The organism is Bradyrhizobium sp. CCBAU 45384 (assembly GCF_028128665.1).
Taxonomy (GTDB): domain Bacteria; phylum Pseudomonadota; class Alphaproteobacteria; order Rhizobiales; family Xanthobacteraceae; genus Bradyrhizobium; species Bradyrhizobium manausense.
Map to the genome: position 1 here is coordinate 157,471 of NZ_LBIZ01000117.1, position 21,075 is coordinate 178,545.

Below are 21,075 nucleotides of genomic sequence, written 5' to 3' on the forward strand. Positions count from 1 at the left end.
GCCCCATGTCCAAGATCCCGCTTCAATTTCGTCACAACGGCCGCGACGTCGCGATCTTCGTCGACGGCGGCACCAATCTGCTGGTGGCACTGCGCGAGCTGATCGGCGACATGACGCCGAAATTCGGCTGCGGCCAGGGCGGCTGCGGCACTTGCAGCGTGCTGATCGACGGCGAACTCCACCTCTCCTGCCTGACGCTGGCGGAAACGGTCGCTGGCCGCGCCGTCGAAACGCTCGACGGCATGAAGCAGGGTCCGAACCTGCATCCGCTGCAGCGCGCCTTTGCCGACAATTTCGCCGCGCAGTGCGGCTATTGCACGCCGGGCATGCTGATGGCCGCCAAGGCCCTGCTCGACCGCAATCCCTCACCGAGCCGCGACGAGGTCATCGAGGCCATCTCCGGCAACATCTGCCGCTGCACCGGCTATGAGCCGATCATCAATGCCATCCTCGCCGCCGCCGGCGGCCGGGTCAGCGCGTAAGGGAACGCGACCATGCTGGAACTGCGCAAGGACATCTTCGCCGACGAGCGCGACGACAATTTAAAGGAAATCGGCAAGGGCACGCAGCGGCAGGACATGCTCGGCCATGTCACGGGCACGTCGAGCTATTTCAACGACCACAAGCTTCAGGGCATGTTGCATCTGAAGGTCGTGCGGTCGACGCAGGCGCATGCCCGCATTCGCCGCATCGACACGACGGAGGCTGAGCGCTCGTCCGGCGTGCGCCGGATCATCAGGGGCGCCGATGTGCCGGTGAATCTGAACACGCTGCTCAGCCTGATCAATTTCGGCAAGGACGACGAGCCGTCGCTGGCGGTCGACAAGGTCCGCTACAAGGGCGAGCCGATCGTCGCCATCGTCGCCGACAGCGAGCGCGAGGCCTTTGAGGCGATCGCGAAAGTCAGGATCGACTACGAGCCGCTGCCGGCGGTGTTCGATGTCGAGGATGCGCTGAAGCCCGGCGCACCTGTCGTCAACGAAACCTATCCCAAAAACACCTTCACCTATCACGAGACCTACGATCACCAGCGGCTGCGCTTCGGCGATGCCGATGCGGCGCTGGCGACCGCCGATCATGTGCTGGAACAACGCTACCAGATGTCGCCGATCGAGCACGCGCCGACCGAGACCAACGGCGCGATCGCCGCGCCCGACACCAACGGCCGCTATGTCGTCTATACCTCGACCCAGGCGCTGTTCTTTTCGGTCGATACCTGCGCCAAGATTCTGAACGTGCCGTCCAACACCTTCCATTTCATCGGCGGCACCGTCGGCGGCGGCTTTGGCGGCAAGGTCGACACGCTGACCGAGCCGCTTGCCATCCTCGGCGCCATGCTGACCGGAAAGCCCGTCCGCTACGTGTTCGGACGCGAGGAGGAGATGCAATACGGCCCGCCGCGGGGGGCCGAGCGCATCTACATCAAGGACGGCGTGATGCGCGACGGCCGCATCGTCGCGCGCAAGATCCGCGCCTATTTCGACAGCGGCGCCTATACGCGTCTCTCCAGCTACGCCGCGGTGAAATGCGCCGCGCATCTGCCGGGCCCCTATACCATCCCGAACGTCTATGGCGACGTCTATTGCGTCTTCACCAACCGCACGCCAGCGACTGCCATGCGCGGCTTCGGCGTCACCGCAATGGACTACGCCATCGAGTGCCAGATGGACAAGCTGGCGCACCTCATCAACATGGATCCCATGGAATTCCGGATCCTCAACGCCTATCGCGATGGCGATATGAAGGCGCACCGGCGCGAGGCCAAGAACACGGCGCTGATCGAATGCGTGCAGGTCGCGGCTGAAAAAGCCAAATGGCCGCTGCGCGAGGAGTTCAGGCGGGCATCCTCGCGCAAGGACGGCGGCGGCAGCCGCGCCATGATCCCGCCGACACCGGCAGACTCGCGCGCACGGCCAGCGGCTCCGGTGCAGCAACGCACCAGCTATGACCGGCTGCCACCCACGGTGACCCGCGAACCGCCGCGCGAGCCGCCCCCACCGGCTCCGCCGCCGCCTTCACCGCGGCCCGCCGCGCCCTCGCATGGCGCGACCCGCTTCTCCTCCGTCTTCGGCACCAGGAGGCGCTAGATGACCCGGCATCGCGGACGCGGCATGGCTTCGATCAACTATCCCATCGGCATGAATCTCGGCGGCGATCCCAGCCAGGCGCTGGTGCATTCCAATCCGAGCGGCAAGTTCACGGTCGCGCTGTCCTCGATCGACCTCGGACAGGGCATGAAATCGGTGACGCGGCAGATCTGTGCGGAGACGCTGGGCGTGCCGGTCGAGGACGTCTATGTCGACACGGCCGACTCGGACACCGGCCCGCATTGCATGGGCTCCTTCGCCTCGCGCGGAACGCATCGCGTCGGCAATGCGGTGATGGCAGCTGCGCGGGAGGCGCGTGGCGTGATGATGGAAGCCGCCGCCGAGGAGCTGGAGGTCAACGCCGCCGATCTCGAGACCGACGGGCGCGGCAACATCCACGTCAAGGGCGCGCCGCACCGTTCGATCTCGACCAAGGACGTCGCAATCGCGGCCCAGTTCAAGCAGGGCAAGACCATTTCCGGCCGCGGCATTTTTCTCGTGCCGCTCTCCGAAGTGAATCCGGAGACCGGCGAGATGTCGCCCGCGACCTGCTATGCCCACGCCTGTCTCGTGGCCGAGGTGGAGGTCGACGACGAGACCGGCGAGGTCGCGATGATCAGGATGGACTCGGCCTATGAGCTCGGCCGCGCGCTCAATCCGCGGCTGGTCGAGCAGCAGCTCGTCGGTGGCGCCTGGATGGGCGTCAGCCACGCGCTGTATGAGACGCCCGAGCCGTATTATCCCGAGCCGGTGCATGGCCCGCGCGACTTCGTCGAATATCTGATGCCCGGGCCCGGCGACATCTGCCCGCACGATATCGCCGTGCTGGAGCGCCCCGCCCCGGACGGTCCGTACGGCGCCAAGGGGCCCGGCGAGATGTGCGCGAACCCGGTGCTGCCGGCCGTCGCCAACGCAATCTTCAACGCGGTCGGCGTGCGCATCGACGACCTGCCGATCACGCCGGAAAAGGTGCTGCGCGCGATCAAAGCCCAGGGCGGCGCGCGGCCGCAGGCGCGGCGCTAGAGGTTTTGGCTCATGCCGGTCCGCAGCAACATCGTCGGCATCGACAGCCCGGAGGCGCTGGAGAAAGCGCTGCGCGCTGCCTATTACCTCGCCGACGAGGGCCTAGCGACCGCGGCCTATCTGGGCCTTGCGCTCGGCAAGCCGTTGCTGCTCGAGGGCGCGCCGGGTGTCGGCAAAACGGAGGCCGCAAAGGCCATCGCCGCCGTGCTCGGCCGCCGCCTGATCCGCCTGCAATGCTACGAGGGCATCGACGCATCCGCTGCACTCTACGAGTGGAACTATCCGCGCCAGATGCTCGCGATCCGCCAGGCCGGCGACGAGAGCATCGACATCTATGGCGAGACGTTCCTGATCGAGCGGCCGATGTTGGCTGCCCTGCGAGCCCCGGACTCGACTGTGCTGCTGATCGACGAAGTCGACCGCGCCGACCAGGAGTTCGAGGCTTTCCTGCTGGAATTCCTCTCCGACTTCCAGATCTCGATCCCCGAGCGCGGCACCGTGCGTGCTGCCGAACGCCCCGTCGTCGTCCTGACATCGAACCGGACGCGCGACCTGCACGAAGCCTTGCGCCGCCGCTGCGTCTATCACTGGATCGACTATCCCACCGAAGAGCGCGAGGCCCGCATCGTGATGCTGCGCGCCTCCAGCGTCGCCGAAGCGACCGCGCGGGCCGTTGTCGCAGCGGTCGGCAAGCTCCGGCGCGAGCCGCTGAGCAAGGCGCCTGGCATCGCCGAGGCCGTGGATTGGGCCGAGGCCGCAACGCTGCTGCACAAGGGGGGTGCGCGCTGGCCCGATGCGTTCAAGCGATCGATCGGCGTCGCGCTGAAGGACGAGGAGGATCTCCACTTCATCTCGCCCCGGCTCGACGCCATGCTCGCGGAGGCGACCGCATGAGCACCGAGCCCCAACTGCCGCGCGCCGCCCGCATCTTCGTCTCCTTCGTCGCATTGCTGCGTGCCAACGCCTTTGCCGTCGCGCCGGAACAGACCACCGCGTTCCTCACCGCGATCGAGCTGCTCGGTCCGCGCGACCTCGGCGATATCAGGCAGGCAGCACTCGCCACCCTCGCCCCGCCGCCCGAACGCCGCACGACATTCGACCGTCTGTTCGACCTCCACTTCCGCGGCAGTGAGGCGATCGAGCATGCCGATGACGGCGAGGACGATGAGACCGTCCGCCTCCAGGAGGAAGGCCGCGGCGACGAGGAGCCGCTGCGCTCCGACGACGCCAACGAATCCGGCCTGACCGCAACGCGCACCGAGGCGCTGGTCGAGCGACGCTTCGCGCAGCTCTCCACCACGGATGCGCTCCGACGGCTGTCCCGCGAAGCGCCAAGGCGCCTGCCCAGGCGGCGTGGCCACCGCCGCATGCGCACGCGCCGCGGGCCGTTTGCCGATCTTCGCCGCACTCTACGCGACTCCGTCCGCAGCGACGGCGAGATCCTGCGGCTCGGGCATATGAAGCGGCGCCAGCGGCTGCGAAAATTCCTTCTGCTGATCGACGTCTCCGGTTCGATGAAGAGCCGCACCGAAGAGAACATGAAGCTGGCGCATGCGCTGGTGCAGGCCGCGCCCAACGTCGAGGTCTTCACCTTCGGCACCCGGCTGACCCGCGTCACCCGCGCGCTGCGGCTGAAGCGCCGCGAGCAGGCGCTGAGCGCGGCTGCGCATCTCGTCAGCGACTGGGATGGCGGCACCCGCATTGGCGATGCGCTGCAAGCCTTCCTGGCGGTGCCCCGCTTCGGCAGCTATGCGCGCGGGGCGGCCGTGGTCGTGGTCTCGGACGGGCTGGAGCGCGGCGAGCCCGATGCGTTGCGTGATGCGGTGGCAAAGCTGTCGCGACGGGCCTGGCGCGTGAGCTGGCTGACGCCACTGGCGACCGGACCCGGCTTTCGGCCGCAGACCGAGGCGCTCGTTGCCATCGAGCGCTTTGTCGATGATCTGGTCGACGGTGGATCGAGCGCGTCGATCGTCGCGCATGTCCTGGCCTTGGGACGAAGGAGAGTGGCGTGAGCGAGCTTGTCGACGGCCATCATCATATCTGGCGGCAGGCCGACCTGCCCTGGCTGGTCGGCCCGATGCAGCCGCGCATCTTCGGACCTTACGAGGCTATCCGGCGCGACTATCCGATCGAGGAATATCTCGACGACCTCAAAGGCAGCGGCGTCACCCGCTCGGTCTATGTCCAGACCAATTGGGCCAATGACCGTTTCGAGGACGAGGCGGCCTGGGTGCAGCGGACCGCCGATGAGCACGGCTGGCCGCACGGCATCGTCGCCTATGCCAATTTCGCCGTGGACGACGTCCGTCCGCAGCTTGACCGCCTCAAGCGGTATTCCCTGGTGCGCGGCGTGCGCATGCAGCTGCACTGGCACGAGAACCCGCTCTATCGCTTCGCAGCCAAGCCCGATCTCTGCGTCGATCCCATGGTCCGCCGCAACGTCGCGCGTCTCGCCGACTATGGCTGGAGTTTCGATCTGCAGGTGTTCACGCCGCAGATGCCGGATGCCGCGCATCTCGCCGACTCCTGCCCCAAGGTGACCTTCATCCTCCAGCATGCCGGCATGCTCGAAGACCTTTCGCCAGCGGGCCGCGCGGCCTGGCGCGCCGGCATGGCCCGGCTCGCCACATGTCCGAATGTCGTCTCGAAGCTCTCGGGCCTCGGCACCTTCATCCATCGCAACGACCCCGCGCATATCGCCGCTGTCGTCGCCGACACCGTCACGATCTTCGGCGCCGAGCGCTGCCTGTTCGGCTCGAATTTCCCGATCGAGAAATTGTGGACCAGCTATCGCGAGCTCGTTGAGGCCTTTCGTGCGGCGGCCGCGCCGCTGAGCGCCGAACAACGGGATGCGATCTTCCGAGGTACGGCGACACGCGTCTATCGACTTTGAACGACAAGAAAGAACACAAGGAGGGCAACGAATGGCGCTGGAGATCAAGATCCTGGACTACGGCGATATCGAGCTGGAATCGAGCTTCCTGGTGCTCGGTCGCGATTGCGGCCGCACCCGCCGCGTCCTCACGCTGGGCTTTTTGATCCTCGGCGGCAAATATCCTGTCGTGGTCGACACCGGCTATCGCTCCAACCAGATCATGGAGACGCTGGGCATGCGAGGGCTGCAATACCACGAACACATGATCGAGAACCAGCTCGCCCGCCACGGCGTGCGCATGGGCGACGTCCGTTTCGTCTGTCACACCCATCTGCACATCGATCATGCCGGCAAGGACGATCTGTTCCCGATGAACACGACCGTCGTGCTCAACCGCAAGGAGCTGGAATATTCCGTCTCCGGCCTGATGCACCCGCAATATCCGGCGCCCGACATCAAGCATTTGATCGACCGTCTGCACACCAAGAGCGCGCTGCGCTTCCTCGACTTGGAGATCACCGGCCCGATCGAGCTGATGCCCGGCGTCTATTGCGACGCCGCCAATGCCCATACCGAGGGCTCGATGAACATCATCGTCGAGACCGCCGACGGCATTGCCACCATCTGCGGCGACGTGATCTACGATTTCAACGACCAGATCGTCACGCCCTTCCACGAGATCCACGACTGGGAGCCGCGCACCACCGGCAACCACGGCACCAGCAAACGTGCGGAGAAGGCCGCGATCAAGAAGCTGCTCAGCAATTCGCGCTACCTGCTGCCGGTGCACGACCGCCCCGCCAAGATCGAAGGCGGCAATGTCGTGGGCCGGCTGCACGACCAGGTCCCCGGACCGATCGTGCAGTCCCTGCCCGCGCGCAACTGGTTCCCTGCCTAGCATGATGTGAGGGCCGACCGATGACACATGTCACCCTGCGCTCCGAATTCGAGACGCTGATCGATCCCTACGCGCCCGTTGCGCAAGTCGGCACGGGCTTTGAGTTCACGGAAGGACCGATCTGGCATCCGGTCGATCATTACCTGTTGTTCTCGGACATGCCGGGCGACGTGCGCCGGCGCTGGGATGCGCGGCGCGGCGTCGTCGAGGTCAAGCGTCCGTCGAACAAGTGCAACGGCATGACCTACGATGCCGAGCTCAATTTGATCGTCTGCGAGCATGCGACCTCCTCGCTGATCCGCGAACGGCCGGACGGGCGGCGCGAGGTGCTGGCCTCGCACTTTGGCGGGCAGGAGCTCAACAGCCCGAACGATGTCTGCGTCCACTCCTCAGGCGCAATCTATTTCTCCGACCCCTGGTATGGCCGCATGCCCGTCTATGGGGTCGAGCGGCCGCGCCAGCTCGGCTTCCAGGGCGTCTATCGCGTGGTGCCCGGCGGCGAGCCGAAGCTGGTGGTCGACAGAACCTTGTTCGACCAGCCGAACGGCTTGTGCTTCTCGCCCGATGAAAGACTGCTCTATGTCAACGACACCGTTCAGGCGCTGATCCGTGTGTTCGACGTCAACGCCGACGGCACGCTGGCGAATGCGCGCGTGTTCGCCAGCGGCATCCGCTCCGAACTGGAGGCGGGCGTGCCCGATGGCATGAAATGCGATCAGCACGGCAATGTCTGGGTCACCGCGCCCGGCGGCGTCTGGGTCTATTCATCGCGCGGCGAGTTGCTCGGAAAAGTCCGTGTGCCGGAGCTGGTCGCCAACCTCTCGTGGGGTGGGCCGGATTTCCGCACGCTGTACCTGACCGCGACGCATTCGGTCTACGCCATCCCGACCAGGACCGGACCGCGCCACGAGCCCTATATGAGCGGACGGCGCAGCAGCGGTGGTCCAAGCACGGGCCCCGCGGCCACAGCGCCGATCCTCGCCGATGGCGAGTTGCGGCTCGATCCGAACCGCTGCGCCATGATCATCCAGGATCTGCAGAACGACGTGATCATGGATGGCGGCGCCTTCGCCGACTCCGGTGCGCCGGGCCATGCCAAGCAACAGCACGTTGTCGAGAATGTCCGGCGCCTGGCGGAGACCGCGCGGGCGCGCGGCGTCGCGATTATCCATGTCTGGTTCGTGGTCGAAGCAGGCGCGCCCGGCGTGACGCTGAACGCGCCGCTGTTCGAAGGCCTGGTCGACAGCAAGGCGATGGTGCGCGGCAGCTGGGGCGCGGCGCCGGTGTCAGGCCTCGAGCCGCGGCCCGGCGATTTCGTGGTCGAGAAGATGCGCATGAGCGCCTGGGAAGGCACCAAGCTGGAGACGATCCTGAAAGCCACCGGCCGCGACATGATCATCAATACCGGTGCCTGGACCAACATGTCGGTCGAGCACACCGCCCGTACCGGCGCCGACAAGGGCTACTTCATGATCGTGCCGGAGGACTGCTGCTCGACCATGAATGCCGACTGGCACTCGGCCTCGATCAATTTTGCCATGCAGAACGTCGCCGTGGTCACGCGCGCGGATGCCGTCATCAGAGCGCTGGGATGAGCGGTGGCGAAGCTTCTGCATCTCTCCTGCTCGCCGCGCCCCGACTCCGAGTCCAGTGCCGGTGCAGGCGTGTTCCTTGACGGCTTTCGCCAGGCCCGCCCCGATTGGGACATCGACGTCGCCGACCTCTGGCGCGAGCGGATGCCGGAATTTGCAGGTCCCATCGTCGAGGCCAAATATGCGCGCATGAACGCGCAGGCCTTCAACGATGCTCAGCGCAATAGCTTTGCCGAAGCCGAGCGGATGGCCCTGCGCTTCGCGCTCGCCGATCGCGTGCTGATCTCGACGCCGATGTGGAACTTCAGCATCCCCTACAAGCTGAAGCAGTGGTTCGACATCATCATCCAGCCCGGCCTGACGTTCCACTTCGATCCCGCGCAAGGTTACTTTCCGCTGCTGAAGGACCGGCCGACCATTGTCATCCTCGCCTCAGGCAGCGATTTCGCGACCGGCATGAACCGCGGTCGCATCGACATGGCGACCCCCTATTTGCGCGAAGCGCTCCGCTTCATCGGTGTCAGCGACGTGCGCTTCGTGCCGATCGGCCCAACCGCAGGTCCGACTGAACCGATCCGCGCCGCCCGCGAGTCTGCGCATCGCCGCCTCGCCGAGATGGCGAAGCGGTTCTGAGCCGCATTGTCAGCTGCATCGACCGGTGCCATGACTCATGGCCATCACTCTCCGTCCGGCGCGATCACGCCCTTCGAGAAGATGAAGCAGCCGTAGAAGCGCCGCTCGCCGGTGGCGATGACGCAATAGGCCGTTTTGGCCTTCTCATAGAAGGCGTAACGCTCGACCCCGACCAGCGGCCAGGAACGTCCCTCGGCGCGGTCGATCACGGCCTGCACTTCGCGCTGCACCGGCGGCACCTCCTGCGGCTGGCCGACGATCTCCATCCGCATGGCCGCGTCGTCCACGAACGTATCGAGCGGCAGCACCGAGAGAATGGCTTCGACCGCCTTTGCGGTGCTGACATTGTCGATGCGAAGCAGCTCGCCAAATGCGGTCTGGCGCGCGATCGAGTCGGCCGGGAAATTGGTATCGCACACGACCAGACGATCCCCGTGCCCCATGGCACGCAAGGCATAGAGCACGTCGGCATTGAGCAGCGGGTTGATGCCCTTGAGCATGTTGTATCGTTCCCTCTCTCGGAATCGCCCGGACTCTGAAGGTCCGGCTGCCCATCTATATCACCCCCAATCGACTTCTCCAGTCGCTATAAGCAGGCGTCCCGCGGATCGATCTGCGCCCCACTCCGCAATCGAGCGACTTGAGCCATGCCGTTGGTGATCGGGCCTGATTTCTGGCCGTCACATCCCCCAGCGAAGTGCCGCGGTATGCACCGGCGCGTCCCACAACTCCTTTGACTGGCCATCGAGCACCGAGACCGTGATCGAGGCGCCGGCCATGTCGAGGGACGTCACGTAGGAGCCGGTCAGGAAACGCGTCGCCGTGATGCCGGCGCCATCCAGGAGGCGCTTGGCACTGTTGGCCATCAGATAGAGCTCGATCAGCGGCGTTGCGCCGAAACCGTTGACCAGAAGCAGGACTTCGCTGCCCTTGCTCAGCGCGAGATCATCCAGGATCGCGCCAATTATGTCGGCTGCAATCGCATCGGCAGAGGCCAGCGGCACCCTGCGCCGCCCCGGTTCGCCATGGATGCCGACCCCCATCTCCATTTCGTTGTCAGCCAGTGTGAAGTTCGGCCGTCCCGCCGCAGGAACGGTGCACGGCGACAGCGCCACGCCCATCGAGCGGGTACGCCTGTTGACATCATCGCCGAGCGTCTTGAGCGCGGCGAGCGGCATGCCCTGTTCGGCCGCGGCGCCGACCATCTTTTCCACGATCAGCGTGCCTGCAACACCGCGACGACCGGTCGTGTAGGTCGATTTCTCGACCGCGACATCGTCATTGGTCACGACGCTCGCGACCTCGCGGCCCGCCATCTCGGCGGCCATGGTGAAATTCATCACATCGCCTTCGTAATTCTTGACGATGAAGAGCACGCCTGCCCCGGTATCGACGGCCTCGGCCGCCTCGATCATCTGATCCGGCGTCGGCGAGGTGAAGACCTGGCCCGGACAGGCGGCATCGAGCATGCCATGGCCGACAAAGCCGGCATGAAGCGGTTCATGGCCGGAGCCGCCGCCCGAGATCAGCGCGACCTTGCCCGGCTTCAGATTGCGGCGGCGCACGAACTTCCTGTCAGCACCGAGCTGCAGGATATCGGCATGCGCAGCCGCGAGCCCATCGAGACTCTCTTCGAGCACCGTGTCGGCGCTGTTGATCAACTTTTTCATGGCGTCCTCCCGGTTATCTTTTGCGTTTCGAATGGGTCAGCCGATGCTCTCGGCATAGCGGGCGAGCTGGGCGGCAAAGTCGACGATGAGCTGCTCCAGCGCACGATTTTTCTTGTCGTCGCCGAGATCCGGCACCGTCACGGTCACATCGCGCGTGCGCGTCTCGCGATGAGCGCCACGCAGCCGCCCCGGATGCGCGCGCCCATAGGCTTCCAGAAAAGCCGCGCGCTCGGTACCGGAGAGATGGCAGACCTCGAAGATGATCGCGACATGCTTGGCCGGAATCGGCACCAGATAGGCCGGATTGGTGATCTGGCTGACGAAGGAGCGGTTCTTGCCGAGCGCCGCCGCGAGCTTCAACCGCGTTCCGGATGGCCGGTTGTCGAGCGCCCGCCGCAGGATGAGCTTGTAATCCGCGACGTTGCTGTCGCCCGGCCGGCTTATGTCCTCGCCTGCATCCTCGCTCATGCGCTCACCCCGGCGATGGCGGCTTTGAGCCGGGCCACGGCGATCGGAGAGACCGAGAGGGTTGTCAGGCCCGTCGCCAGCAACGCCCTAGTCAAGCGCGTATCGGCGGCGGCATCGCCGCAGAGCGAGACCTCGACGCCGCGCTTGAGCCCGGCCTCGACCGTCCGTGCGATCAGCGCCAGCACCGCCGGATGGCCGGCATCGTTGAGGTCGGCGACGGCGCCGATGTCGCGCGCCGCGGCCATTGTGTATTGGGTCAGGTCATTTGAGCCGATGGAATAGAACGCCGCGCCGAAATCTTCCGCGCAGAGCGCGGCCGAGGGAACCTCGACCATGATGCCGAGAGGCGGCTTGGCGCAGTCTGTGCCTGCTGCCTTCAGTGCAGCGAATTCCTCGTCCAGCATGGCGTTCGCACGATCGAGCTCCGTGGGAATCGCCACCATCGGCAGCATCACCTTCAGCGTCCCATGCACGGCTGCACGGCACAGCGCCCGCAACTGCACGCGAAACACCTCCGGCCGCGCCAGCGAGAGCCTGATGCCGCGCAGGCCCAGGAACGGATTGCGCTCGCCATCAACAGTCACGCCGGGGATCGGCTTGTCGCCGCCGGCATCGAGGGTGCGGATCGTCACCGGTCGCCCTTCGGCCCATTCGAGAATGCGGCGGTAGACCTGATATTGCGCATCCTCGCCCGGAAGTCCTCTCGATCCCTCGAACAGAAACTCCGTCCGTACGAGTCCGATGCCGTCGCAGATGGCGGGATCGAGGCCTGCGAGATCTTCCGGCGCAGCGACATTGAGGAGAACGGCGATACGGCGCCCATCGGCTGTCACCGCGGGCTTGAGGCGACCAGCATCGGCGGCAATCTGCGCGGCATTCGCAGCCGCCATGCGTTGCTCGAACAGGCGGCGCGTTTCGGGCATAGGATTGAAGATCACGGTGCCGGCGTCACCGTCGACCAACGCCAGTGACGGCGGCTGTCCGTTCCATGGCAACGGCCCCAACCCGACGACCATTGGGGCGCCACGCGATCGCGCGAGCATCGCGACATGCGACGATGGCGATCCGCTGGCGAGCGCAATCGCGCCGCCGCGGGTCCAGTCAACGGCGAGGAATGTCGATGGCGAAATATCATCACCCGTAACGACCGAATCGCCGGAGATGTTTGCGATCGTGTTTGCACCGTTCAGGCCCGCGAGGACGCGATCGCGAATGTCGACAAGATCGGCAGCACGCGCCCGAAAATATTCCTCATCCGCCGCGCGGTAGCCGGCGATCTCGACGTCGAGTGCCACCCGCCAGGCTTCATCGGCGGCCGTACCGCCCGCAATGGCTTCGTAAGCGCCCTCCGCAAGCGCATCGTCGCCGAGCATCGCGACCTGGAACTCCAGGATCTCCGCGGCCTCGCCGTGGACCGTCGCGATCAGATCGGCGAGCTCGCTTGCAGCGCCCTCGATCGCCGCCTTCAGCGCTGCGGCCTCCTGTGCCGGATCGCCCTTCTCAGCCCTGCTCGCCACTTCGCTCGTCAGCACCGCGACCGGGCCGATGGCTAGGCCTGGCGAAGCGGGATGGCCGGTCAGGTGAATCTCGCCCACGACTTATGCCTCGCCGAACCCATCATGCACCAGCGCCAGCATGGCCGCGAGCGCCGCCTCGCCATCGGGACCGTTGACGCGGAAATGCAGCGTTGCGCCCTGCGGCGCTTTCACACGCATCACCTTCACCGGGCTCTTGGCGTCCGTCCACGGTCCCTCGGCCGCAAGCGCAATCTCGATCTTTGCGGTAAAGCCCTTTGCCAGTTGCGTCAGCTTCACCGATGGCCGCGCGTGCAGGCCGACCGGATTGACGAGGACCGCCGAGGCGGTCAGCGGCGCAAACGTCTGGGCCGCCCGGTTGGCGTTAACATCATGCATAGAATTCCTCCGCACTGCGCTTGACGGCGGCCAGCGATGAGCCGCCCGACGATTCGGTCGCGGCGATCACCGCCCCCTCGACCACTGGGGCATTGCAAACCAGAACGCGCGCGCGACGATCTTCGGGGAGCATCTCCACTGCCATCTCGGAATTGGTCTCGGCACCCCCGAGGTCGACCAGGATCGCCACGCCTGCCGGCGACCAGGCCGACTCGATCGCCTCGAGGATTCCGGAAACGTTCGTACCAAGTCCGCCATCGACATCGCCGCCGGTCCAGGCCAGCGGCACTGCGTCACCGACCATCTGGCGCACCATATCGGCCGCGCCTTCCGCGATCTTCGGTGAATGCGACACGATGACAATTCCGACATTGCTCATGGATTGACCTCGAACTCCAGTGTCTCAACGGCTGCGCCGATCAGAAGGGACGCCGAGCGCGAGCCGGGATCCATGTGACCGATGGAACGTTCACCAAGGAACGATGCGCGGCCGCGAATCGCCTGCATCGGCGTGGTGCGATCGGCGGCCTGCGCAGCCTCAGCCGCGATCGCCTTGGCATCGCCGCCTCCCGCCAGGACGGCGTGAACCGGCACCAGGACATCCAGCAGCGTTTTCTGCCCCGCCTCCGAACGGCCGCGCGCCTTGACGGCTTCGATCGCCTTCTCCGTCGCGGCGACCAGATCAGAGCGGCTCGGTTGCTCCGGAAGCGCCTTACCCAGTTCCATGAAGAAAGTTCCGACCAGCGGCCCCGACGCGCCGCCGACCTTCATCACCAACGTCATTCCTATCGCCTTCAGCATTTCGGGAAGCGACTTGTCGGCAAGGCCCGGCAGTGCCGCGAGCACCGCCTCGAAACCGCGCTTCATGTTCAGCCCGTGATCCCCATCGCCAATCGCCTGGTCGAGGCTCGTCAATTCCTCCGCGTGCTCGATCACTGAACCCGCCAGCGCTCGCACCAATCTTTCCCTGGCTACCCGATCAAGGCTCATGCCGCCACCCTCCAGCCATTCGCATCGAAAAACAGCGGTTTGTTGAGACAGAGTGACACGACATCTCCGGCGCCAAAGCCCGCCTCGGGATCCGCCAGGGTCACAACTGGCCGGCCGGCGAGGTCGAGATGGAGATGGCTCTGGTCGCCGAGATGCTCGACCCGCTTGACAATTGCCGAGACCTCGCCGCCGCCACGGGCGATTGTCAGATGCTCGGTCCGCGCGCCGACCGTCGCGGCGCCGGCAGGCGCACGGCCGAACAGAGCTGCCGGAAGCAGATTGATCGTCGGCTGGCCCAGCCTTGCTGCGACATGCGCGTTGATCGGGTTCTCGTAGATCTCGCGCGGCGAGCCGATCTGCAACAGCCGTCCGCCCTCGATCACGCCGATGCGCGAGGCCATGGTCATCGCTTCGGTTTGGTCGTGGGTGACATAAAGAATCGTCGCGCCGAGATCGACCTGGATGCGCTTGAGCTCGAGACGCAACTCGCCGCGCAGCTTGGCATCCAGCGAGGACAGCGGCTCGTCCATCAGATAGATCGAGGGCGAACGCACCAGCGCCCGGCCGATCGCAACGCGCTGCATCTGCCCGCCCGAGAGCTGCGTCGCCTTGTTGTCCAGCTTGTTCTCGATGTGAAGCAGACGCGCGACCTCCCGCACTTTCATGCGAATATCGGCCTCGCCCACGCGGCGGGTCGGCGCCCGCAACGCGAAGGCCATGTTCTCGAACACGGTGAGGTGCGGATACAGCGAATATTGCTGGAAGACGAAGGCCACATCGCGGTCCGCCGGCGCATTGCCGGTGACGTCACGCCCGTCGATCCGGATCGAGCCGCTATCCGGCTGCTCCAATCCGGCGATCAATCGCAATGCCGTGGTCTTGCCGGCACCGGTGGGCCCGAGCAGCGCGACGAACTCGCCGTCGCCGACGGTCAGCGACAGATCACCCAAGGCTTGCGTCTTGCCGAAGGCCTTGGAAACGGAGACGATCTCGACCTCAGCCATGCGCAACTCCCTCATGCAGCGCAGTGCGAATGGCCCGGCCCGACACCTTGTCGAAGATCGACAACGTGTCGGGCCGGAAGTCGAGCCCAACGGTCTCGCCCGTCCGAAACGATCTGCTGCTGGGCGAGCGGGCCTTGAGCGCGCCATAGCTCGTCGTCACCGTCACGATCTGCGTCGTGCCCAGATATTCGGTGCCATAGACCTCGCCGCGCACCATGCCGCGATCGGTGAAGCGCACGTGCTCGGGTCGCACGCCAAGCACGAGCTCGCTCTCCGCCATCGCCTCGCGTGCAGCCGGAATGGCCACATCGCGCTCGCCGAGCCGGATTGCCTCGGCGCCGGTCTGCAGGCCGCCACGGAACGGCAGGAAGTTCATCGGCGGCGAGCCGATGAAATCCGCAACGAACAGCGAAGCCGGCCGGTCATAGATGTCCCGCGGGCTTGCGACCTGCTCGACAACGCCGTTGTTCATCACCGCGATCCTGTCGGCCATCGCCATGGCTTCGAGCTGGTCATGGGTGACATAGACGGTCGTCGCGCCGAGCCGGTCATGCAGGGCACGCAGCTCATGAATCATGGCCTCGCGCATCTCGGTATCGAGCGCGCCGAGCGGCTCGTCCATCAGGAAGCATTTTGGCTTGCGCACGATCGCCCGCCCGAGCGCGACGCGCTGCCGGTCGCCGCCGGCAAGGCCCGAGACGGAACGGTCGAGGAGATGGGAGATCCGCAGGATGCGCGCGGCCTCGACGACCCGACGGTCACGCTCGGCCGCACCGATGCCCTCGCATTTCAGGGGAAAGCCGATGTTGCGCCGGACATTCATGTGCGGATAGAGCGCAAACAGCTGGAACACGAAGGCGATGTCGCGCGCCGAGGCGCGGTTCATCGTCACGTCCTCGCCGTCGAGCCTGATCGTGCCTGCCGTCGGCAGCTCCAGGCCGGCGATCATGCGGAGCGTTGTGGTCTTGCCGCAGCCGGACGGTCCGAGCAGACAAAGGAACTGGCCGTCCTCCACGGTGAAGCTTGCGGACTTGACGGCATGGAAGTCACCAAAGGATTTGTCGAGCGCCTCGACCTTGATCTGTGCCATCGCGCTACTCCCGGACCTTCGACACGATGGTGAACATCACCGTGCCGAACAGGGTTGTTGCGAACGACCAGGAATACAGGGTCAGCGAGAATGGCTGCATCAGCATCACCACACCGGCAGCGATGATCGCGGTCGCCACGGCTTCAAGCGGGCCGCGGCGCAGAATGCGGTCTGCAAGCCCGCGAGGCGTGATGGATGGGGTAACATCGACACTCATTTGCGGACAGCTCCAAAGGTGATGCCGCGCAGCAGATGCTTGCGCAGAAGCACCGTGAACACCACGATCGGCACCAGGAACAGCGTGGTGCCGGCGGCCACCGCGGGCCAGTCCTGCCCGCCCTCGCCGATGATGATCGGAATGAACGGCGGTGCCGTCTGCGCGTTGCCCGAGGTGAGAAGCACGGCGAAGGCGTATTCGTTCCAGGCGAAGATCAGGCAGAAGATCGCGGTTGCCGCGATTCCCGTGGTGGCCTGCGGCAGCACCACCTTCACGAAGGCCTGGAAGCGGGTGTAGCCGTCGATCATCGCCGCTTCCTCGTACTCGCGCGGGATTTCGTCGATGAAGCCCTTGAGCAGCCAGACGGCGAGCGAGACATTGACCGAGGTGTAGAGCAGGATCATCCCGAGCCTGGTGTCCGACAGTCCGATGGTGCGGTACATCAGATAGATCGGGATCGCGACCGCGATCGGGGGCATCATCCGGGTCGACAGGATGAAGAACAGCAGATCATCCTTCAGCGGCACGCGGAAGCGCGAGAAGCCGTAGGCCGACAAAGTGCCGAGCGCGACGGCGAGCACGGTCGAACCGAACGCGATGATCAGCGAGTTGACGAAGCGCGGCACATAGTTCGAGGGACCGGCAACCACCATGTTGCGGCTGCGCGCGATGTCGTCGCACATCCCCTGCGGCGGTCCCAGCGAACGGATGAACTCGGGCGTCTGGCGCGAGCGCGTCGTGAACAGGTTGCAGAAGCCTTCGAGCGACGGCTTGAACAGCACCTTGGGCGGATAGGAGATCGCATCGTCAGGCGACTTGAACGCGGTGAGCATGATCCAGACCAGCGGGATCATGGTGATGACGGCGTAGAGCACGACCAGCGAACCGGCAAAGCGCCGCGTCGTGGCCGAGGGCTCGACGACCGAATGGGCTGTGGTGGCTGAGGTCATCGGCTTTTCACCTTGTTCAGCGCCTTGACGTAGATATTGGCGAGACCGAAGACCGTCACGAACAGGATGATCGCGAAGGCCGAGGAATAGCCGGTGCGCCAGCTCTCGAACGCGGCCCGCTTGAGCGTGATCGAGGCAACTTCGGTGGTCGATCCCGGCCCCCCGCCGGTCAGCAGATTGACCATGTCGAACATCTTGAAATTCTCGATACCGCGAAACAGCACCGCCAGCATGATGAACGGCAGTGCCATCGGCAGCGTGATCGACCAGAACTGCCGCCATTTCGACGCGCGATCGACCTCCGCCGCTTCGTAGATGTAATCGGGGATCGAACGCAGGCCTGCGAGGCAGATCAGCATCACATAGGGCGTCCACATCCAGGCATCGACGATGACGATGGCCCAGGGGCTCAGCGTGACGTCGCCCAGCATCTGGAAGGACGAGGCCGCGCGTCCGGTGAAGAAGGCGACGACGTAATTGAACAGTCCGATCTGGGGCTGGTAAAGGAACGTCCAGAAATTGCCGACGACGGCCGGCGACAGCATCATCGGCAGCAGGATGATCGTGGTCCAAATCCCGTGGCCCCTGAACTTCTTGTCGATGAGATAGGCCAGGCCAAATCCGAGAACGGTCTCGATCACGACAGTCCAGATCACGAAATGCGCCGTCACCTGCATCGCCGCCCAGATGTCCGGATCGGTCAGGATCGACTGGTACCAGTCGGCGCCCAGCCAGATCGTCGGCACATTGGCTCTGTTGGCGCGATAGTTCGTGAACGACAGATAGATGGTCCAGAGCAGCGGAAAGATGTTGATCGCCAGCAGCAACACGATCGTCGGCGTGATGAAGAGCCAGGCGAGCGTCCTGTCCGACAGGCCGCGGATACGATGCGCCACACTGGGCCGGACCATGACGGCCCGATAGGTGATCCGCGAAGAGGCACTCAATTCATTCATTGCAGCGACCGATCCTGGCACCCGGGATGTCGACGATGCGACAGTTCCGGTCATCGAAGGAAAGCCCGGAGCGCGAGCGCACGCGCTCCGGGAATCAACCTCAGAACTTCTTGCCTTCTTCCTTGAAGATCGCCTTCCAGTCCTTGACCAGACCGTCGAGCGCTTCCTGTGCGGTGCCCTTGTCGGCCACCACGTAATCATGCACGCGCTTCTGCTCGGCTTGCAGCAGCTGGGCGTAGGACGGCTCGGCCCAGAAGTCGACCACCATGCCCATCGATTGCAGGAACTCCTTGGCGAACGGCGCACTGCTCGGGAAGCTCGGATCGTTCAGCACCGACTTGGCGCAGGAATAGCCGCCGAGCGCCCACCACTTCTTCTGGACGTCGCCGCCGGAGAACCACTTGATGTATTGCAGCGCCTCGGGCTGGTTCTTCGAGTAGGAGACCACCGAGATGCCCTGTCCGCCGAGCTGCGTCGCCTGCGCGGCAGGACCTGCCGGATTGACGAAGAAGCCGATCTTGTCGCCGCCGACATTCGGGTCCTTGTAGAGGCCCGGGAAGAACGCGAAGAAGTTCATCTGCAGTGCGACCTGGCCGGACTTGAAGGCATCAAGCCCTTCCGACATGTAGGAGTTGGAGGCGCCGGGCGGCGTGCAGCACTTGTAGAGCTCCTTGTAGGCTTCGAGTCCCTTCACCGCGTTGGCCGAGTTCACGAACCCGTCCATCGCATAGGGCTTCTTCGGATCGTCGTATTTGAAGCCGTAATCGTAGAGGTAGTTCGAGACGCCCATGGTGATTCCTTCCGAGCCACGCTCGGTATAGATCGAGGCGCCATAGACCTTCTTGCCGTCGATCTCGCGGCCCTGGAAGAATTGCGCAATGTCCTTGAGCTCATCGAGCGTCTTCGGCACACCGATTTCGCGGCCGTACTTGGCCTTGAAGTCCTTCTGCACGTCGGGCCGTGCGAACCAGTCCTTGCGATAGGTCCAGCCCACCGCATCGCCCATCGCCGGCAGCGCCCAATAGTTCGGCGTGTTCTTCGGCCATTCGGAATAGCCGACCACCGTCGCCGGCATGTAGTCGTCCATGCTGATTCCTTCCTTCTTGAAGAAATCGTTGAGCTTGACGTACTGGCCGTTCTCCGCGGCACCCCCGATCCATTGGGAATCGCCGATGATGAGGTCGCACAGCGAGCCGTGCGAATTGAGTTCGTTCAGGAAGCGATCGGCATAATTGGTCCACGGCACGAATTCGAACTTCATACCGATACCCGATTTGGCGGTGAAGTCCTTCGACAATTCGACCAATGCGTTGGCCGGGTCCCATGCGGCCCAGCACAGCGTGATGGTCTTGCCTTGCGCCTGCGCGGGCGTGGTGCCCGCTCCGACGCCAAATGCGGCGGCGACTGCCCCGCATGCCACTACAAGCGTCTTCGTCGTCCGTTTCATTACACGTTCCCTCCTGGTGGACCGGCCATCGACATGGCGCGGCTTTCCTACCCGCTCGAATGCTTCGAGCAGAGCAACACAGTCCATGACGAGCTGAGTAACTAAACTGGTGTTTCCTCGCGCCACCCGGATTCTGTAGGCCCGGCAGGCTCGATTTGTTTAGTGAACCACCAATTACTAAACATTGCAAGCGCAGTTTCTCAGGCTTCCGGCATCGGGCCCGCGGGGATTGCACTCCGCCTCCAGCACACGAAAATTCGGCGCGCCTACAGCACTTGTAGCCCGATTGATTTGATCACCGGCGCAAGGCTTGCCGAGGTGGCATCGACAACCCGCTGGAATTTCTCCGGACTTGAATCGCTGTCGGGCTCCATACCCTGCGCGCGATAATTCGCCTGCAATGCTGGATCGGCCATCGCCGCCCGCGTTGCCTGCGCGATGCGGTCGATGATCGCATCGTCGGTTTTTGTCGGAGCGAAAAGCCCGAACCATCCCTCGTAGCTGAGATCAGGCATGCCGGATTCAATGGCGGTCGGGATGTCGGGCGCGCCGCTCAAGCGCCTGTCGGTGGTGACCGCAAGCAGCCTTATTTTGCCGGTCCGTCTCAGTTGCTGCAATTGGTCCGACATCACGGCAATGACGAGCGATATCTGGCCGCTGACGAGATCGTTGGTAGCCTGCGAGATTCCCCGATAGGGCACGTGGACGATATCCAGGCTGCCTGCCTGCTGCTTGAACAGCTCCCCCACGAGGTGATTGCCGGTGCCGATACCCGGGGTCCCGTAGGACAGCGTGCCCGGTTTGCTCCTGGCATAGGCGATCAGGCCTTGCAGATCCGTAGCAGGCAGCGACGGATGGACGGCGAAAACCAGTGCGCTGCTGATCAGGCGATAGATCGCCCGGAAATCCGCGACCGAATAGGAAGGATTTGGCGTCGTCAGCGGAATGATGACCTGCGTGCTGCCGTTTCCCAGAAGCAGCGAATAGCCATCGGGCTTCTCGCGCGCCACCGCGGTGGTCCCGATCGCGCCGCCTGCACCGCCAACATTGTCCACAAATGTCGGGCCGAGTTGAGACGACATCTTCTCAACCCACGGGCGCCCGATCTGATCACCCGAGCCGCCGGCCGCATAGGGAATCACAAGGCGGATGGGCCGCGATGGATAGTCAGCGGCTTTCCCGCTGCGCGAGAGTCCGGGGAGCGCAACGGCAAACGTGGCCGCGTTGACGAAATCTCGTCGCGAAAGGGAAGGCATGTCCTA

23 protein-coding genes are annotated in these 21,075 nt (G+C 64.8%); 9 read left to right on the forward strand and 14 right to left on the reverse strand.

Going from position 1 to position 21,075, the window contains the following annotated elements:
• The first annotated feature begins 5 nt into the window (after nucleotides 1-5).
• From XH80_RS32230 to XH80_RS32270, 9 genes are read left to right on the forward strand one after another with little or no spacing between them, the layout of a single operon-like run.
• Nucleotides 6-482 carry a (2Fe-2S)-binding protein gene (locus XH80_RS32230; protein WP_057758780.1) on the forward strand — a complete coding sequence of 159 codons (477 nt, stop codon included), beginning with the start codon at nucleotides 6-8 and terminating at the stop codon, nucleotides 480-482.
• A 12-nt stretch (nucleotides 483-494) separates the two neighbouring features.
• Nucleotides 495-2,087 (forward strand): xanthine dehydrogenase family protein molybdopterin-binding subunit, encoded by a 1,593-nt coding sequence (locus XH80_RS32235; protein ID WP_271602087.1) that lies wholly within the window; start codon nucleotides 495-497, stop codon nucleotides 2,085-2,087.
• The gene (locus tag XH80_RS32240; RefSeq protein WP_271602088.1) at nucleotides 2,088-3,110 is read left to right on the forward strand and encodes a xanthine dehydrogenase family protein molybdopterin-binding subunit; all 1,023 of its coding nucleotides are present in this window, start codon (nucleotides 2,088-2,090) and stop codon (nucleotides 3,108-3,110) included.
• Between the two features lie 12 nt (nucleotides 3,111-3,122).
• A complete protein-coding gene (locus XH80_RS32245; protein ID WP_271602089.1) occupies nucleotides 3,123-4,004 on the forward strand; it encodes an AAA family ATPase in 882 nt (293 codons plus the stop codon).
• On the forward strand, nucleotides 4,001-5,122 hold the full coding sequence (locus XH80_RS32250) for a vWA domain-containing protein (protein ID WP_271602090.1): 1,122 nt from the start codon (nucleotides 4,001-4,003) through the stop codon (nucleotides 5,120-5,122). The genes XH80_RS32245 and XH80_RS32250 overlap by 4 nt, the downstream gene beginning before the upstream one ends.
• Nucleotides 5,119-6,003 (forward strand): amidohydrolase family protein, encoded by an 885-nt coding sequence (locus XH80_RS32255; protein WP_271602091.1) that lies wholly within the window; start codon nucleotides 5,119-5,121, stop codon nucleotides 6,001-6,003. Before XH80_RS32250 ends, XH80_RS32255 begins: the two co-directional genes overlap by 4 nt.
• A gap of 31 nt (nucleotides 6,004-6,034) precedes the next feature.
• Entirely contained in the window at nucleotides 6,035-6,883 is an 849-nt protein-coding gene (locus XH80_RS32260; protein ID WP_057758792.1) for an MBL fold metallo-hydrolase, read from the forward strand.
• A gap of 20 nt (nucleotides 6,884-6,903) precedes the next feature.
• The gene (locus XH80_RS32265; RefSeq protein WP_271602092.1) at nucleotides 6,904-8,478 is read left to right on the forward strand and encodes an isochorismatase family protein; all 1,575 of its coding nucleotides are present in this window, start codon (nucleotides 6,904-6,906) and stop codon (nucleotides 8,476-8,478) included.
• A 3-nt stretch (nucleotides 8,479-8,481) separates the two neighbouring features.
• Nucleotides 8,482-9,108, forward strand: coding sequence for an FMN-dependent NADH-azoreductase (locus XH80_RS32270; RefSeq protein ID WP_271602093.1), 627 nt, complete (start codon nucleotides 8,482-8,484; stop codon nucleotides 9,106-9,108).
• 44 nt (nucleotides 9,109-9,152) lie between these two features.
• Here the strand turns inward: XH80_RS32270 and XH80_RS32275 are convergent, their stop codons facing one another.
• The 14 genes from XH80_RS32275 to XH80_RS32340 form a co-directional block, all read right to left on the reverse strand.
• Nucleotides 9,153-9,608: an RbsD/FucU family protein gene (locus XH80_RS32275; protein WP_271602094.1), complete on the reverse strand. Its 456-nt coding sequence runs from the start codon at nucleotides 9,606-9,608 to the stop codon at nucleotides 9,153-9,155.
• Between the two features lie 180 nt (nucleotides 9,609-9,788).
• A complete protein-coding gene (gene dhaK / locus XH80_RS32280) occupies nucleotides 9,789-10,778 on the reverse strand; it encodes a dihydroxyacetone kinase subunit DhaK (protein ID WP_271602095.1) in 990 nt (329 codons plus the stop codon).
• 36 nt (nucleotides 10,779-10,814) lie between these two features.
• Nucleotides 10,815-11,246, reverse strand: coding sequence for a hypothetical protein (locus tag XH80_RS32285; protein ID WP_057758802.1), 432 nt, complete (start codon nucleotides 11,244-11,246; stop codon nucleotides 10,815-10,817).
• Nucleotides 11,243-12,841: a phosphoenolpyruvate--protein phosphotransferase gene (gene ptsP, locus XH80_RS32290; protein ID WP_271602096.1), complete on the reverse strand. Its 1,599-nt coding sequence runs from the start codon at nucleotides 12,839-12,841 to the stop codon at nucleotides 11,243-11,245. The genes XH80_RS32285 and ptsP overlap by 4 nt, the downstream gene beginning before the upstream one ends.
• Nucleotides 12,842-12,844: 3 nt before the next feature.
• Entirely contained in the window at nucleotides 12,845-13,159 is a 315-nt protein-coding gene (locus XH80_RS32295) for an HPr family phosphocarrier protein (protein ID WP_057758806.1), read from the reverse strand.
• A complete protein-coding gene (dhaM, locus tag XH80_RS32300; protein WP_271602097.1) occupies nucleotides 13,152-13,538 on the reverse strand; it encodes a dihydroxyacetone kinase phosphoryl donor subunit DhaM in 387 nt (128 codons plus the stop codon). Before dhaM ends, XH80_RS32295 begins: the two co-directional genes overlap by 8 nt.
• Complete coding sequence (gene dhaL, locus XH80_RS32305) at nucleotides 13,535-14,149, reverse strand: dihydroxyacetone kinase subunit DhaL (RefSeq protein ID WP_271602098.1); 615 nt, start codon at nucleotides 14,147-14,149, stop codon at nucleotides 13,535-13,537. The genes dhaM and dhaL overlap by 4 nt, the downstream gene beginning before the upstream one ends.
• Nucleotides 14,146-15,153 (reverse strand): ABC transporter ATP-binding protein, encoded by a 1,008-nt coding sequence (locus XH80_RS32310; RefSeq protein WP_271602099.1) that lies wholly within the window; start codon nucleotides 15,151-15,153, stop codon nucleotides 14,146-14,148. The genes dhaL and XH80_RS32310 overlap by 4 nt, the downstream gene beginning before the upstream one ends.
• Entirely contained in the window at nucleotides 15,146-16,243 is a 1,098-nt protein-coding gene (locus XH80_RS32315; RefSeq protein WP_271602100.1) for an ABC transporter ATP-binding protein, read from the reverse strand. The genes XH80_RS32310 and XH80_RS32315 overlap by 8 nt, the downstream gene beginning before the upstream one ends.
• A gap of 4 nt (nucleotides 16,244-16,247) precedes the next feature.
• Nucleotides 16,248-16,460: a hypothetical protein gene (locus XH80_RS32320; protein ID WP_271602101.1), complete on the reverse strand. Its 213-nt coding sequence runs from the start codon at nucleotides 16,458-16,460 to the stop codon at nucleotides 16,248-16,250.
• On the reverse strand, nucleotides 16,457-17,410 hold the full coding sequence (locus XH80_RS32325) for a carbohydrate ABC transporter permease (RefSeq protein WP_057758816.1): 954 nt from the start codon (nucleotides 17,408-17,410) through the stop codon (nucleotides 16,457-16,459). The genes XH80_RS32320 and XH80_RS32325 overlap by 4 nt, the downstream gene beginning before the upstream one ends.
• The gene (locus XH80_RS32330; protein WP_057758818.1) at nucleotides 17,407-18,366 is read right to left on the reverse strand and encodes a carbohydrate ABC transporter permease; all 960 of its coding nucleotides are present in this window, start codon (nucleotides 18,364-18,366) and stop codon (nucleotides 17,407-17,409) included. The genes XH80_RS32325 and XH80_RS32330 overlap by 4 nt, the downstream gene beginning before the upstream one ends.
• A gap of 100 nt (nucleotides 18,367-18,466) precedes the next feature.
• On the reverse strand, nucleotides 18,467-19,813 hold the full coding sequence (locus tag XH80_RS32335; RefSeq protein ID WP_057758819.1) for an ABC transporter substrate-binding protein: 1,347 nt from the start codon (nucleotides 19,811-19,813) through the stop codon (nucleotides 18,467-18,469).
• Nucleotides 19,814-20,079: 266 nt separating this feature from the next.
• The gene (locus XH80_RS32340; RefSeq protein WP_271602102.1) at nucleotides 20,080-21,069 is read right to left on the reverse strand and encodes a Bug family tripartite tricarboxylate transporter substrate binding protein; all 990 of its coding nucleotides are present in this window, start codon (nucleotides 21,067-21,069) and stop codon (nucleotides 20,080-20,082) included.
• Nucleotides 21,070-21,075 lie beyond the last annotated feature (6 nt).

Excerpts from the sequence above, each read along its gene's own strand:
- XH80_RS32230 (WP_057758780.1), top strand. The coding sequence starts at position 6 with ATGTCCAAGATCCCGCTTCAATTTCGTCACAACGGCCGCGACGTCGCG.
- XH80_RS32235 (WP_271602087.1), top strand. The coding sequence starts at position 495 with ATGCTGGAACTGCGCAAGGACATCTTCGCCGACGAGCGCGACGACAAT.
- XH80_RS32240 (WP_271602088.1), top strand. The coding sequence starts at position 2,088 with ATGACCCGGCATCGCGGACGCGGCATGGCTTCGATCAACTATCCCATC.
- XH80_RS32245 (WP_271602089.1), top strand. The coding sequence starts at position 3,123 with ATGCCGGTCCGCAGCAACATCGTCGGCATCGACAGCCCGGAGGCGCTG.
- XH80_RS32250 (WP_271602090.1), top strand. The coding sequence starts at position 4,001 with ATGAGCACCGAGCCCCAACTGCCGCGCGCCGCCCGCATCTTCGTCTCC.
- XH80_RS32260 (WP_057758792.1), top strand. The coding sequence starts at position 6,035 with ATGGCGCTGGAGATCAAGATCCTGGACTACGGCGATATCGAGCTGGAA.
- XH80_RS32265 (WP_271602092.1), top strand. The coding sequence starts at position 6,904 with ATGACACATGTCACCCTGCGCTCCGAATTCGAGACGCTGATCGATCCC.
- XH80_RS32275 (WP_271602094.1), bottom strand. The coding sequence starts at position 9,608 with ATGCTCAAGGGCATCAACCCGCTGCTCAATGCCGACGTGCTCTATGCC.
- dhaK (WP_271602095.1), bottom strand. The coding sequence starts at position 10,778 with ATGAAAAAGTTGATCAACAGCGCCGACACGGTGCTCGAAGAGAGTCTC.
- XH80_RS32285 (WP_057758802.1), bottom strand. The coding sequence starts at position 11,246 with ATGAGCGAGGATGCAGGCGAGGACATAAGCCGGCCGGGCGACAGCAAC.
- XH80_RS32295 (WP_057758806.1), bottom strand. The coding sequence starts at position 13,159 with ATGCATGATGTTAACGCCAACCGGGCGGCCCAGACGTTTGCGCCGCTG.
- dhaM (WP_271602097.1), bottom strand. The coding sequence starts at position 13,538 with ATGAGCAATGTCGGAATTGTCATCGTGTCGCATTCACCGAAGATCGCG.
- dhaL (WP_271602098.1), bottom strand. The coding sequence starts at position 14,149 with ATGAGCCTTGATCGGGTAGCCAGGGAAAGATTGGTGCGAGCGCTGGCG.
- XH80_RS32310 (WP_271602099.1), bottom strand. The coding sequence starts at position 15,153 with ATGGCTGAGGTCGAGATCGTCTCCGTTTCCAAGGCCTTCGGCAAGACG.
- XH80_RS32315 (WP_271602100.1), bottom strand. The coding sequence starts at position 16,243 with ATGGCACAGATCAAGGTCGAGGCGCTCGACAAATCCTTTGGTGACTTC.
- XH80_RS32320 (WP_271602101.1), bottom strand. The coding sequence starts at position 16,460 with ATGAGTGTCGATGTTACCCCATCCATCACGCCTCGCGGGCTTGCAGAC.
- XH80_RS32325 (WP_057758816.1), bottom strand. The coding sequence starts at position 17,410 with ATGACCTCAGCCACCACAGCCCATTCGGTCGTCGAGCCCTCGGCCACG.
- XH80_RS32330 (WP_057758818.1), bottom strand. The coding sequence starts at position 18,366 with ATGAATGAATTGAGTGCCTCTTCGCGGATCACCTATCGGGCCGTCATG.
- XH80_RS32335 (WP_057758819.1), bottom strand. The coding sequence starts at position 19,813 with ATGAAACGGACGACGAAGACGCTTGTAGTGGCATGCGGGGCAGTCGCC.
- XH80_RS32340 (WP_271602102.1), bottom strand. The coding sequence starts at position 21,069 with ATGCCTTCCCTTTCGCGACGAGATTTCGTCAACGCGGCCACGTTTGCC.